The sequence below is a fragment of the Bradyrhizobium sp. 157 genome (genome assembly GCF_023073815.1).
In the GTDB taxonomy this organism is placed as follows: domain Bacteria; phylum Pseudomonadota; class Alphaproteobacteria; order Rhizobiales; family Xanthobacteraceae; genus Bradyrhizobium.
Window position 1 is genome coordinate 20,981 of sequence record NZ_JADPKF010000039.1, and the last position, 13,083, is coordinate 34,063.

At 61.4% G+C, this 13,083-nt stretch carries 10 protein-coding genes and 1 pseudogene; 1 reads left to right on the top strand and 10 read right to left on the bottom strand.

Annotated elements, in window-relative coordinates:
• From rplC to rpsL, 6 genes are all read right to left on the bottom strand, one after another.
• Entirely contained in the window at positions 1-723 is a 723-nt protein-coding gene (gene rplC / locus IVA95_RS09485; protein ID WP_057843579.1) for a 50S ribosomal protein L3, read from the bottom strand.
• Between the two features lie 52 nt (positions 724-775).
• Positions 776-1,084: a 30S ribosomal protein S10 gene (gene rpsJ, locus IVA95_RS09490; RefSeq protein WP_002712302.1), complete on the bottom strand. Its 309-nt coding sequence runs from the start codon at positions 1,082-1,084 to the stop codon at positions 776-778.
• Positions 1,085-1,177: 93 nt separating this feature from the next.
• Positions 1,178-2,368, bottom strand: coding sequence for an elongation factor Tu (gene tuf, locus IVA95_RS09495; RefSeq protein WP_213245507.1), 1,191 nt, complete (start codon positions 2,366-2,368; stop codon positions 1,178-1,180).
• A gap of 40 nt (positions 2,369-2,408) precedes the next feature.
• Positions 2,409-4,481 (bottom strand): elongation factor G, encoded by a 2,073-nt coding sequence (gene fusA, locus IVA95_RS09500; protein ID WP_213245509.1) that lies wholly within the window; start codon positions 4,479-4,481, stop codon positions 2,409-2,411.
• A 29-nt stretch (positions 4,482-4,510) separates the two neighbouring features.
• Positions 4,511-4,981: a 30S ribosomal protein S7 gene (gene rpsG / locus IVA95_RS09505; protein WP_065728814.1), complete on the bottom strand. Its 471-nt coding sequence runs from the start codon at positions 4,979-4,981 to the stop codon at positions 4,511-4,513.
• A 15-nt stretch (positions 4,982-4,996) separates the two neighbouring features.
• A complete protein-coding gene (rpsL, locus tag IVA95_RS09510; protein WP_027536823.1) occupies positions 4,997-5,368 on the bottom strand; it encodes a 30S ribosomal protein S12 in 372 nt (123 codons plus the stop codon).
• A 728-nt stretch (positions 5,369-6,096) separates the two neighbouring features.
• Between rpsL and IVA95_RS09515 the strand changes: the two are divergent.
• Positions 6,097-6,286: pseudogene (locus IVA95_RS09515) on the top strand (FAD-dependent monooxygenase); the annotation flags it as partial.
• A 284-nt stretch (positions 6,287-6,570) separates the two neighbouring features.
• Here the strand turns inward: IVA95_RS09515 and IVA95_RS09520 are convergent.
• The 4 genes from IVA95_RS09520 to IVA95_RS09535 all read right to left on the bottom strand — a co-directional run bounded on the left by IVA95_RS09520 (position 6,571) and on the right by IVA95_RS09535 (position 12,986).
• The gene (locus IVA95_RS09520) at positions 6,571-7,362 is read right to left on the bottom strand and encodes an MOSC N-terminal beta barrel domain-containing protein (protein ID WP_256470179.1); all 792 of its coding nucleotides are present in this window, start codon (positions 7,360-7,362) and stop codon (positions 6,571-6,573) included.
• 41 nt (positions 7,363-7,403) lie between these two features.
• Positions 7,404-9,428, bottom strand: a complete 2,025-nt coding sequence (locus IVA95_RS09525; protein WP_247510257.1) for an ABC transporter ATP-binding protein — start codon at positions 9,426-9,428, stop codon at positions 7,404-7,406.
• Between the two features lie 157 nt (positions 9,429-9,585).
• On the bottom strand, positions 9,586-11,640 hold the full coding sequence (locus tag IVA95_RS09530; protein WP_247510258.1) for an FAD-dependent oxidoreductase: 2,055 nt from the start codon (positions 11,638-11,640) through the stop codon (positions 9,586-9,588).
• A gap of 251 nt (positions 11,641-11,891) precedes the next feature.
• Positions 11,892-12,986, bottom strand: coding sequence for a helix-turn-helix transcriptional regulator (locus IVA95_RS09535; protein WP_247510259.1), 1,095 nt, complete (start codon positions 12,984-12,986; stop codon positions 11,892-11,894).
• Between the last annotated feature and the right edge of the window lie 97 nt (positions 12,987-13,083).

The window sequence follows — 13,083 nt, forward strand, 5'->3', positions numbered from 1 at the left end:
TCACGCGCCCTCCTGCTCGGCCGGCGCAGCAGCAGCCTGCTCACCGCCAGCAACCCTAAACTTGCCGGGCTTCGGAGCTTCCTTCGGCAACGGCTTCTTCACGGCGTCGCGCACCGAGATCCAGCCGCCCTTGGAGCCGGGAACGGCGCCCTCGACCAGGATCAGACCGCGCTCGACGTCGGTCTGCACCACACGCAAATTAAGCGTGGTGATGCGATCGACACCCATGTGACCGGGCATCTTCTTGTTCTTGAAGGTCTTGCCGGGATCCTGACGTCCGCCGGTCGAACCGATCGAACGGTGCGAAACTGACACGCCGTGGGTGGCGCGCAGGCCGCCGAAATTCCAGCGCTTCATGCCGCCGGCAAAACCCTTACCAACCGAGGTGCCGGTGACGTCGACGAACTGGCCGACCACGAAATGGTCCGCCTGGATCTCGGCGCCAACCGGAATCAGCGCATCTTCCGAGACGCGAAATTCGGCGACTTTCCGCTTGGGCTCGACCTTGGCCGCGGCAAACTGGCCGCGCTCCGCCTTGGGCAGATACACGGTCTTGCGGGTGCCCGCACCGAGCTGCAGCGCGACGTAACCGTTCTTTTCGGTCGTGCGGTGGCCCAGCACCTGACAATTGCCCAGCTTCAGCACGGTCACAGGGATATGTTCGCCGGCCTCCGTAAAGACCCGCGTCATCCCGACCTTTTGTGCGATCACTCCGGAGCGCATCGGCGTGCTTCCTGTTCTTTCTGTCCGCTAAATTCGGACGAGCTAAAAAATCTTAGAGCTTGATCTCGACGTCGACACCGGCGGCCAGATCGAGCTTCATCAGAGCATCGACGGTCTGCGGGGTCGGGTCGACAATGTCGAGAAGGCGCTTGTGGGTGCGCATCTCGAATTGCTCGCGGCTCTTCTTGTCGACGTGCGGCGAACGGTTGACGGTGAACTTCTCGATGCGGGTGGGCAGCGGAATGGGTCCGCGAACCTGGGCACCGGTGCGTTTCGCCGTGTTCACGATCTCGCGGGTCGACGTATCGAGGATTCGATGGTCGAACGCCTTGAGACGGATGCGAATATTTTGGCCGTTCATTGCCGTTTGTCTTTCTTTGTCGCGTAGGGCGAGTGGTGAGCAGCGAATAGCGAATGGAACCAGTCCACTCGCTACTCGCCATTCCCTATCCGCTTATTCGATGATGGCGGCGACGACGCCGGCGCCGACGGTGCGGCCGCCTTCGCGGATCGCGAAGCGCAGCTTTTCTTCCATCGCGATCGGAACGATCAGGTGCACTTCCATCGCGATGTTGTCGCCCGGCATCACCATCTCGGTGCCTTCGGGCAGGTGCACGACGCCGGTCACGTCGGTGGTGCGGAAGTAGAACTGGGGCCGGTAGTTGGTGAAGAACGGGGTGTGACGACCGCCCTCTTCCTTGGTCAGGATATAGGCCTCAGCCTTGAACTTGGTGTGCGGCTTGACCGAACCCGGCTTCGCCAGCACCTGGCCACGCTCGACTTCCTCGCGCTTGGTACCGCGGAGCAGCGCGCCGATGTTGTCGCCGGCCTGACCCTGATCGAGCAGCTTGCGGAACATTTCGACGCCCGTGACGATGGTCTTCTGGGTGTCGCGCAGGCCGATGATTTCGATTTCCTCGCCGACCTTGATGATGCCGCGCTCGACACGGCCGGTGACGACGGTGCCGCGGCCCGAGATCGAGAACACGTCTTCCACCGGCATCAGGAACGGCTGGTCAATCGGACGCTCGGGCTGCGGAATGTATTCGTCGACATTGCGCATCAACTCGAGAATGGCGTCGTGGCCGAGCTTCTTGTCCTTGTCTTCGAGGGCGGCGAGCGCCGAGCCCTTGATGATCGGGATCTTGTCGCCGGGGAATTCATACTTCGAGAGCAGTTCGCGAACTTCGAGCTCGACGAGCTCGAGCAGCTCCGGATCGTCGACCATGTCGCACTTGTTCAGGAACACGACGAGCGCGGGAACGCCGACCTGACGGGCGAGCAGGATGTGCTCGCGGGTCTGCGGCATCGGGCCGTCGGCGGCCGACACGACCAGGATCGCACCGTCCATCTGGGCGGCGCCGGTGATCATGTTCTTCACATAGTCGGCGTGGCCGGGGCAGTCGACGTGGGCGTAGTGCCGGTTCTTGGTTTCGTATTCGACGTGGGCGGTCGAGATGGTGATGCCGCGCGCCTTCTCCTCCGGCGCCTTGTCGATCTGGTCGTACGCCGTGAACGTCGCACCGCCGGTTTCAGCCAGCACCTTGGTGATCGCTGCGGTCAGCGATGTCTTGCCATGGTCGACGTGACCGATGGTTCCGATGTTGCAGTGCGGTTTAGTACGTTCAAACTTTGCTTTGGCCATTTGACTCTCCGTTCAGTCGTTAGCTTGCAACCAACGACAATCAGGCAAACTTCTTCTGGACTTCTGCCGACACGTTCGCCGGTGCTTCGGCGTAGTGATCGAATTGCATCGTGAAGGTCGCGCGTCCCTGGCTCATCGAGCGCAGGTTATTCACGTACCCGAACATGTTCATGAGCGGCACCATCGCGTTGATGACGTTGGCGTTGCCCCGCATGTCCTGGCCCTGGATCTGGCCGCGCCGAGAATTCAGGTCGCCGATGACAGAACCGGTATAGTCTTCCGGGGTCACCACTTCGACCTTCATGATCGGCTCGAGCAGAACAGACTTGCCCTTCTGCAGCGCTTCGCGGAATGCCGCGCGCGCCGCGATTTCGAAGGCCAGCGCCGACGAGTCGACGTCGTGATACTTGCCGTCGACGAGCTGAACCTTGACGTCAACCACCGGGAAGCCGGCAACGACGCCCGAGCCCATCACGCTGTTGAGGCCCTTTTCGACGCCGGGGATGTATTCCTTCGGCACCGCGCCACCGACGATCTTGGACTCGAACTCGTAGCCCTTGCCGGGCTCGTTCGGCTCCACGATGATCGACACTTCGGCGAACTGACCGGTACCGCCGGTCTGCTTCTTGTGCGTGTACTTGACTTCAGCGCGCTTGGTGACGCGCTCGCGGAACGCCACCTGCGGCGCGCCGATGTTGGCGTCGACCTTGTAGGTTCGCTTGAGGATATCGACCTTGATGTCGAGATGGAGTTCGCCCATGCCCTTCAAAATGGTCTGGCCGGACTCCTGGTCGGTCGACACACGGAACGACGGGTCTTCGGCAGCGAGCTTCGCCAACGCGACGCCGAGCTTTTCCTGGTCGGCCTTCGACTTCGGCTCGATCGCGATTTCGATCACCGGCTCCGGAAATTCCATCTTTTCGAGGATCACCGGCTTGTCGGGATCGCACAGCGTGTCACCCGTGCGTGCCTCCTTCAGGCCCGCCAGTGCGACGATGTCGCCGGCATAGGCTTCCTTGATGTCTTCGCGGTTGTTCGCATGCATCAACAGCATGCGGCCGATACGCTCTTTCTTCTCGCGGGTCGAATTGATGACGCCGGTGCCCGACTGCAGGATGCCCGAATAGATTCGGCAGAAGGTGATGGTGCCGACGAACGGGTCGTCCATGATCTTGAACGCGAGCAGAGCCAGCGGCTCCTTGTCGTCGGCCTTGCGCACCACTTCGTTGCCGTCATCGTCGGTACCCTTGATCGCGGGCACGTCGATCGGCGACGGCAGGTAGTCGACGACGGCGTCGAGCAGCGGCTGCACGCCCTTGTTCTTGAATGCCGAACCGCACAGCACGGGATAGAACGCGCCGGTCAGCACGGCTTTACGGATCAGGCGCTTCAGCGTCGCCTCGTCCGGCTCCTTGCCGTCGAGGAAAGCGGCCAGAGCGTCGTCGTCGAGTTCGACGGCGGCTTCCACCATCTTCTCGCGGTATTCCTTGGCTTGGTCGACGAGGTCGGCCGGGATGTCGACATAGTCGAACTTGGCGCCGAGCGATTCATCGTTCCAGATGATGCCCTGCATCTTCACGAGGTCGACGAGGCCCTTGAAGTTGTTCTCGGCGCCGATCGGAAGCTGGATCGCGATCGGCTTGGCGCCGAGGCGGTCGACGATGTCGGCCAGACACTTGAAGAAGTCGGCGCCGGTCTTGTCCATCTTGTTGGCGAAGACGATGCGCGGAACCTTGTACTTGTCGCCCTGGCGCCACACGGTTTCGGTCTGCGGTTCGACGCCCTGGTTGGAATCGAGCACGCATACCGCGCCGTCGAGCACGCGCAGCGAACGCTCGACTTCAATGGTGAAGTCGACGTGGCCGGGGGTGTCGATGATGTTCAGGCGCTTGCCGTTCCAGAACGCGGTGGTCGCAGCCGAGGTGATCGTGATGCCACGCTCCTGCTCCTGCTCCATCCAGTCCATCGTCGCGGCACCTTCGTGCACTTCGCCGATCTTATGGCTCTTGCCGGTGTAATAGAGGATGCGCTCGGTGGTCGTAGTCTTGCCGGCGTCGATATGCGCCATGATACCGAAGTTACGGTAGTCCTCGATGGCATGTTGGCGGGGCATGGGCTGTTCCTTAAATCCGTTCTTCGCCGTTACCAGCGATAATGCGAGAAGGCGCGGTTGGCTTCCGCCATCCGGTGCACGTCTTCACGCTTCTTGACGGCGTTTCCCCGGTTGTTCGACGCGTCGAGCAACTCGGCCGAGAGCCGCTCCGTCATCGTCTTTTCGTTGCGCTCGCGCGCCGCGGTGATCAGCCAGCGAATGCCCAGCGCCTGGCGGCGGACCGAACGCACTTCGACCGGCACCTGGTAGGTGGCGCCACCGACGCGGCGCGACCGCACTTCGATGGTCGGCATGACGTTTTCCAGCGCCTGCTCGAACACCGTGAGCGGCCCCTGCTTGGTCTTGGCCTCGATCATGGCGAGCGCGCCATAGACGATGTTTTCGGCGGCGGACTTCTTGCCGTCGTACATGATCGAGTTCATGAACTTCGTAATGATGACGTTCCCGAACTTCGGATCCGGGTTGACTTCACGCTTTTCAGCAGAGTGGCGACGCGACATCGTGTCTGTTCCCGCTTATTTCGGACGCTTCGCGCCGTACTTCGAACGACGCTGCTTACGGTTCTTGACGCCCTGGGTATCGAGGACGCCGCGGAGGATGTGGTAGCGCACGCCGGGCAAATCCTTGACGCGGCCGCCGCGGATCATGACCACCGAGTGCTCCTGAAGGTTATGGCCTTCACCCGGGATGTAGCCGATCACCTCAAAGCCGTTGGTCAGGCGCACCTTGGCGACCTTACGAAGCGCCGAGTTCGGCTTCTTCGGGGTCGTGGTGTAGACGCGCGTGCAGACGCCACGCTTCTGCGGCGACTGCTGCAGCGCCGGCACCTTCTTGCGCGACTTCTGTACCGTACGCGGATTTGCGATCAGCTGGTTGATCGTCGGCATGTCAGCCTTCACCCTTTAGTTCACGCGAAACCTTGAATGGCTTTCGCAAATTCTTCTCGGAACTAGCCGTTCCGTTCGGCCCGCCTCACGCGAAAAAACATTCGCGCAAAACGAAATCGCGCCAACCACCCATCGCTGAGCGGAAAGCGCTTCGACGCCACAGAGGACCGCGAATTAGGACCGATCAGCGTTCGCTGTCCGGCCCGCTACCGAGATCATGCATCCGAGTTCACTCTCAAGAGGACGTGCTCAAGAGAACTAAAATCGTCCTGGCATTGCCTAGCTATATGATCGACAGCGTTTGAGCGGCATTCGTCGAGGTTGGTGCCCGTCCAGTACCTTTAGGAATTGCCCATAAGGATTTGAAAGGGTGTTCCGTTCCGACGTTGGCGTAGCTCACCGCCTGTCGTTAAGTGGGCGTCTTCTATAAGCGGTGGATAGCTAAGTCAAGCAAAACGAGAACGCTGGAAATGCCTATGGCGTCTGCGGATTCGACGTTTGCCGCGAACTCGGAAAAGCCGAACGGCGGTGCCCTGCCCCTCTTCGGAGCGCGTCGAGTCGCATATTTTTATCCGGGTAAATACAATCGGAACATAATTCCCTGGTTCCAGTTTTTCCCGGCCCAGCATTTATTTGCCTTTCCGGGCGCAAAACTTGCGCAACAGAGCCGGAAGGACACCGATATTGCGGTCGTCGGGGGCGGCCTCGCCGGTTCGACCGCGGCCGCCATGCGCGGGTGCACGGGAATTTCGACCGTTCTGATCGACCCGCCTTCAGGTCAATCCATTCGATTTCCGCGTCGAAAAAATCAGCGGCGACGAGCAGCTCGGCCGCCTCTACCGGACCGGAATCGCCGATTCGGTGCTGCGCTCGGCCACCCATGACGGCGAAAACCGGATCGCGCGATTCGGCTACCTGCGCGTCAGCGCGCGGTCAAACCGCCCTGCTCACTCCTCGTCGTCATCCTCATCATCATCGTCGTCTTCGTTGTCGTCGTCGGCCTGAGCGGCGGCGTTATGCGCCATATGGCCCTGGTCGCCCCATGCGCCGTTGGCGGCGCGCAACTGCGCTCGGGAGCCGCACTCGATCCGCTTGGATCGGCGAAAAAGGCGGCGGATTACGCCTTCGGCTCAATCCGCCCTACGGGCTGCAGGGAGAATGATACGACGATTGCACCTGTAGCGCCTGCGTGTCCCGGCGGACTAATCCTGGAGAACGATATCGTCACCCGGGCGAACCAGACCCGCCACCAGCACAGCGGCGTAGACGCCGGCCGTCCCGTCATGATTTTTTGCTACATACCGCAAAATCTCGGGATTCTCGTCGAGCGACTCCGGATCAATGCTGATCATGCGACAACGGATATCGCGTTCCAGAATGTGAACCGTCAGTTTCGGACCGATCCGCAGTCGCCGGCCGACGAATGCGTCTTCGGCAAAGCTTTCACCGGAATTGAGATCGACATAGAGGTTTTCGCGAAAGCGACGCTTGTCGAGCGTCAAGCCCACCGCGCGGCCAATTCCGTCAATCGTCTGGGTTGCAAGCAACGAAAGCGGGCGACAGTCCGTTATGGCGCGGTCCGAGCGTATGATGGTCAGGTCGGAAGCGTTGAGCTGATCACCTCCGATCAGACCCAGTAGCGCCGGATCGGACGCTGACAGAGTTTTTCTGTTCGGCGCCTCGATCTCAAGCGCCAGATCTTCGCTAGAGGGAAACAGCGGTGTCAGGCCAGGACCACGGGTTTCTGCATCGGTCAGGTTGCCCGGTACAAGCGTCAGCTCGGGACGGCGAAACCTCGGGCGAAATCGCAGCATTTCCCTCCTGCTTCGTGCGGTGAGAAATGGAAAGGCCTTGGGCGCGCCCGCATGATGGACAGCGTAGAGCCGGTCGCCGAGCACGCCGGCAAAGCTGACATAGGCTTCGGATAGGGATTCTCCCAGCATGCTCTTTACCGGGTAACGCCAAACGCTTTCAAGTCGCCCAACAACCTTCATTACAATTCTCGTCTGACATTTCCCGGTCGCGGCAGTCTAGACTAGTCGTCATCCTCACCATCATCGTCGTCTTCGTTGTCGTCGTCGGCCTGAGCGGCGGCGTTATGCGCCACATGGCCTTGGTCGTCCCAGAGCTTGCGATAGACGCCGTTGGCCGCGAGCAACTGCGCATGCGAGCCGCGCTCGATCGCCTTGCCGCCTGAAATCACGATGATCTCGTCCATCTCGACCACCGACGTCAGGCGGTGCGTCGACCAGATCATGGTGCGCCCTTCCGCCACCTTCATCAGCGTGCGGTTGATCGCGGCTTCCGTGGTCTGGTCGAGCGCCGAGGTCGCTTCATCGAGCAGCAGCAGCGAGGGATTGCGGATGATGGCGCGCGCGATCGCGATGCGCTGGCGCTGGCCGCCCGATAGCGTGTCGCCGCGCTCGCCGACCGGCGTGTCGTATTTCTGCGGCAGGCTCATGATGTAGCGGTGAATCTCGGCCTTGCGCGCGGCTTCCTCGACCTCCTTGTCGGTGGCGCCTTCCTTGCCAAGCCTTATGTTCTCGCGGATCGACATATTGAACAGCATGTTCTCCTGGAACACGACGGCCATGCTTGCGCGCAGCGATTCGCGGGTCACGCGGCGGATATCGACGCCGTCGATCGCCACCCGCCCCTCGTCCGGCGTGTAAAGGCGCAGGATCAGGTTGAGCAGCGTGCTTTTGCCCGAGCCGCTCGGCCCCACGATCGCGATGCGCTTGCCAACATCGAGCTTGAGGCTGAAATTGTCGAGCACCGGCGTCTCGCTGCCTTCATACGCGAAGGTGACGCGTTCAAAGGTGATGTCGTTGGTGATCGGCGGCAAATCCGGCGCGCCCGGCCGATCGGCGCCGCGGGTCGGCTCATCCAGCAGTTCCTGGATGTGCCGCACCGCTGCCGCCGACTGGATCGACACCGGGATGAAGTGCATCAGATGGGCGATGTTGTAGGACACCTCCCAGAATGCGCTCTCGAAGGTGACGAAGGTGCCGATGGTGATCTGGCCCTTGGTGGCGAGATAGGCGCCGATCGCCAGCACCACGAGATGCAGCAACAGCACCGAAATGGTGACGGTGCGCTCTACCATGGTCGACAGGAACACGGCGGACGCCGTCTTGATGCGGACTTCCTGGTTACGCAGGGTGAACCAGCCGAGCGTGCGGCGCTGCAGGCTGAACGCCTTGATCACGGCCTGCGCAGCCACGTTTTCCTGCACCGTGCCGAGCAGTGCTGCTTCATTGAGCTTCTGCTCGTAATTCGCCTGCACCGCCTTCGGCGTCAGGATTCGCGGCCCGATCAGCGTGATCGGGAATACCAGGAGGGCGACCGCCGCGAGCTGCCAGTTCAAAAACAGCATCAGGATGATGCCGGCGACCAATTCCAGGAACGGCAAAGCGGCGCTGTTGGCGAACGTCTTGACCGAGCCCTCGAAGGCGGCGAGGTCGATTGAGAAGCGCGAGAGGATTTCGCCGCGCTTGGTGCGGGCAAAATACGACGCCGGCAGGTTCTGGACATGCTCGAACAGCCGCGACCGCACATCGGCAATGATGCACGCCGCCAGCCGCGCATCCCAGCGCTCGTACCAGACCGCGATGATCGAAGTGATGATACCGGCGACCGCGAGCACGCCGAGGATCTTGTAGAGCGCCTGAAAATCCTCTTCGCCCAGCGCATCGTCGATCAGGAATTTCAGGCTCAACGGCATGATGACGTTGAACAGTGTCTCGACGAGAACGCCGAAGGTCACGAAGACGAGCAGCTTCCTGTAATTGCCCAGATACGGCTTGACGAAGCCGTAGATGGTCGCCAGCGCGCCGGCGGCTTCCTTGGCGGTGAAAACGACGAGATCCTCGTCATCATCATCATCGTCGAGCTCTATCTCGTCCTCTTCGTCGTCCTTGTCAGCGCCGGGGGAGATGCCGGCCGCCTTACCACCGGCAACGGGCGCAGCCGCAGCCCGGGCCGCGAGCTTCTTCGCAAGCTCGGGATCGTCCGCCGGCGCGGGATTCTGATCATCCGAGGACGGAGGCTTGGGCGCCATGAAACCAACCGATGCTGCACGGCCGGCATGACCGCAAATCGAAGGCGGCAGCGGCGAGCGCTACCGCAACGATTCTATGCGATCGGGATCAATTCGGCAAACATTTGGCATGACCGGCTCTGCTTCAGCGGTCACGCTCAACATAACCAGTCGGAGCTCAATCGTCTGATTCGACCTTGTCAAAAAACGAATAGCGCAGACTGTCGGCGTCGGCATACCACTGCCCCGGCCCCTTGTTGGCAGCCAGCGTCGCTGCCCATACCGCATCGGTGCAATCGCGCCGGTGCATCGAGAGGTCGAATCCGTTGCCGAAGAATAGTTCAGACCATTCCCACCAGGTGCCGAGTTTCTTCACGCCGCGCAACAGGTCGTAACGGTCGATCAGTGCAGGCGCCATGTCCGATGTCACCGACCCGAACACCAGGCCGGTCTTCACGACGCGGTTCAGTTCGCGCACCGCCCGCGGGACCTGCTTCTCGGCGACATGACACAGGCTTGTCTCGAACACGAAGTCGAACTCGTCGCCCCTGAACGGCATGTCGACGATCGAGCCGAGCTTGTTGAACTTCTTCAGCGCCTTCGGCGTCTTGGCGTGGATCGCCTTGTTGTTTTCGATACCCCAGGCATCGATGCCGCGCTCGCGCAGCGCGCCGACCAGTTCGCCGCTGGCGGAGCCAGCAACGAGCAGCTTGTAGCCCTTGGCCCTGCTCCAGACGATCTTGATCAGTTCCGTCAGATAGTCCGGATCGGTAAACCGGCTCCAGACTTCGCTGTAGGGGCCTAGGCCGCGGTAATTCTCGAAATAGCTGCGATCGATCCTGTCGAGCGATACCTCGCCCTGTTGCGCACGCGCGCGGCGCAGCCGCATCATCTCGGTCAGAACGATATCGGTGGCGGCGTCGGAGGAATCGAGCAGGCCATTGAGCGTCGAATCGAACAGATAATCGCCGACCACCACAATCCCCGGATGCTGCTTCGGTTCCGGACGGTGGTTAGTCATGACGTCACGCACCGGCATACCGCCCGGCAGCGCGTTCACCGACGACAGCCAGCGGTGAATCTTGCCTTCCAGGAAATGATCGCGGGCGTTGCCGAACGAAGCCGGCAGCGACTTGATGGCGGCGTCGATCAATTCCTCGTCGCTGAGATTGGCAAATGCCAGCGCGTCCGATCCCGCGATCAGCCAGTTGAGCACGCCGTGCCGGCCGACGTCGTGGCGGGCGCCCTCGTTGTAGATGCAGCAGCCGCCGAACGCTTCCGACATGAACCAGGCGCCGGGGATCTTCTCGCCCCAGAACGGTTCGTCGAACAGGATCGAGACCCGCAAGTAATGCGCCGGACGGTCGAAATAGGCGACGTGCTTGACCATCGACTTGCGCAGTTCCTCGCCGTCCCACCGCATGGTGGCGAGCCAGGAATGCGGCAGACACATCAAGACCAGATCGAAATCCCGTGTCTCGGGGCCCTTCCCGTTCATCATGTTGAGCTGATAGCGGCCGGCAGCGGTCTTTCCGACTTTCAGCACGCGGTGATTGAGCTGGATGTCGGCATCGACTTCCGAGCGCAGGCATTCGATCAACTGCTCATTGCCGTTCTGGATCGAGTACAGGCCGATATAGCCGTCGATATCCATCACGAAGTTCTTCAGCGCATTCAGCCCGTTGGTATTGTGGGCCTCGGTTGCGATATCCGAACGCGCCATCACCTTGAAGAAACGTTTGGCCGTGGGATCGTCGACTTCCTTGTCGAGCACTTCCTCGCAGGTCATGTAGGCCCAGGGATGCTCGTTGTCGTGGGCGCCGACGCCTTCGTAATATTCGATCGGCGACACCATGTCGGCGCAGCGCTTGCGGAACGCCTCGATCGCAGCCGCGGTCTTCTCGCCATATTTGCGGCGCATCCCCCGGACGTCGTTGAGCAACTCGCCGTCAAGGTGCACCAGCTCGGCATCCATCGGAATCGTCTGCAGACCGAAATGCTGGATCAGTTCCCGTAAGGGATCTGGACCGGTCATCGAATAATCGTAGATTTCGGCGACGCCTGCCTCATACATCGCCGGCGCGGAATCGAATTTGCGCGAGACGATCTTGCCGCCGACACGGTCGGACGCCTCGTAAATCGTGACGCGGCAGAGATCGCCGAGCTTTTTCTTCAAGTACCAGGCGCTCATCAAGCCGCCTGGGCCGCCGCCCACAATTGCAAGATCCAACATGTCTTTCCAGTCGCCCCTCCGGCTCCCCCTGCCCTTAGGAAAGCAGCCGGTCTAGTCCACATTAGCAAAGGCGCTTTTCACCCTGAAGGGAAGATGAACAAAGCAGGTCCTCGCAACGCAGCAATGAAAGAAAGCAGCAAAATGACCGGCTTGCGCCGGCCTTTTGTCTTCTCACCGTATTCTTGCGGAAGCACTATGCTGGCAGCGGCGCGGTCGGCCGTTTCCACTCCAGTGCTGCGCGGCAAGGTTGTCTATCCGCCACGAAACGCTTTGCCGGCGAGCAGACTGACAAGCTCCTGCTGGCGTGACAGGCCGGTCTTCGATAGCACGGCCTTGAGCTGGCTGCGCACGGTCTCCCGATTGACGCCGGTCGCATTCGCAAGCGCATCGATGGTTACTGTCTGGCCGATGCCCCGCGCCACGCGCGCCTCCGCCGGCGTCAGGTCGAACAGGCCTTGCAGGACTTCCGCCGTCGGCACCGCAGCGCGATCGACCGGCGTCACCACCAATAGCGCAGTGGCCTGCGTGAAAATATCGCGTGCATCGCCCCGCACAGGGACGACATGCAATACCATCGGCACGCGGTCCGCCGTCGCGGCGATCGGTATCGACTTGACGGTCCGGCCGCCGGCAAGGGACTGACCGAGCGCCTCTGCAAGCAGCACGTCCGACGTGACATCCGTCACCGTTACGCGCTCGATACGATCCTGAAACAGCGAAGGGACAAGCGCTTCGAACAAGCCGTTTGCCGCGAACACCTTGCCGCGCCCGCGCAGCACTGCGCCCGGCAGGCCAAGCACCTGCAACGCGTCAGCCTGGGCACGGGCGCGCTCGAAGCCAATGCGGTTTGCTGCAAGGGAGGCCCGGGCCAGATGCGGCCGCAGCCCGTCCAGCAGATCGACGACCTGTTGCGGCACCGGGCCGTGATCCTGATGCCGCGGCATCACGATCGCGATTGAATCGCCGGTCGGCATCGGAATGATCGTCCCGGCGCGGTAGCCAATGCCGTATTTGCGGTAGAAGTTGCAGTAGACGTCGTTGGTCGCAATCTCCTCCTCCGAAAGGAGGTCATAGTCGGTGACGAAGCCCGCATGATTGAGGGCGATGGCGCGCGGCAGATTTGGATCGCGCTCGCTCCATCCGTCTCTCCAGAACACGGGCATGAGCTGGTCATATTCGGCAGAATTGACCGCGCTCGTGTAGCCGTCGCGCACGCCGAACAGAAAGCCGCCGTTGCCGCCGATCGCGGCACCGAGTTCGCCGAGCACAGCCGGCCAAAGCGACGGAATGAGCCCCGCCTCGTAGATGCGGTCGATCAGGGGTTCAAAATGATCCGACTCGCTCATGGGGAATTGCAAATATTACCGTTATGGCAGGAGGGCATTTCCTGACTTGATAGCAGCGGTCACCCATCCGGGTGAAGCACTATCCTCACTCGTAAAA

Coding starts and splice junctions, on each gene's coding strand:
- rpsL (WP_027536823.1), bottom strand. CDS start 5,368: ATGCCGACGATCAACCAGCTGATCGCAAATCCGCGTACGGTACAGAAG.
- IVA95_RS09520 (WP_256470179.1), bottom strand. CDS start 7,362: ATGAAGGTTGTTGGGCGACTTGAAAGCGTTTGGCGTTACCCGGTAAAG.
- IVA95_RS09535 (WP_247510259.1), bottom strand. CDS start 12,986: ATGAGCGAGTCGGATCATTTTGAACCCCTGATCGACCGCATCTACGAG.
- tuf (WP_213245507.1), bottom strand. CDS start 2,368: ATGGCCAAAGCAAAGTTTGAACGTACTAAACCGCACTGCAACATCGGA.
- IVA95_RS09530 (WP_247510258.1), bottom strand. CDS start 11,640: ATGTTGGATCTTGCAATTGTGGGCGGCGGCCCAGGCGGCTTGATGAGC.
- rpsJ (WP_002712302.1), bottom strand. CDS start 1,084: ATGAACGGCCAAAATATTCGCATCCGTCTCAAGGCGTTCGACCATCGA.
- IVA95_RS09525 (WP_247510257.1), bottom strand. CDS start 9,428: ATGGCGCCCAAGCCTCCGTCCTCGGATGATCAGAATCCCGCGCCGGCG.
- rplC (WP_057843579.1), bottom strand. CDS start 723: ATGCGCTCCGGAGTGATCGCACAAAAGGTCGGGATGACGCGGGTCTTT.
- fusA (WP_213245509.1), bottom strand. CDS start 4,481: ATGCCCCGCCAACATGCCATCGAGGACTACCGTAACTTCGGTATCATG.
- rpsG (WP_065728814.1), bottom strand. CDS start 4,981: ATGTCGCGTCGCCACTCTGCTGAAAAGCGTGAAGTCAACCCGGATCCG.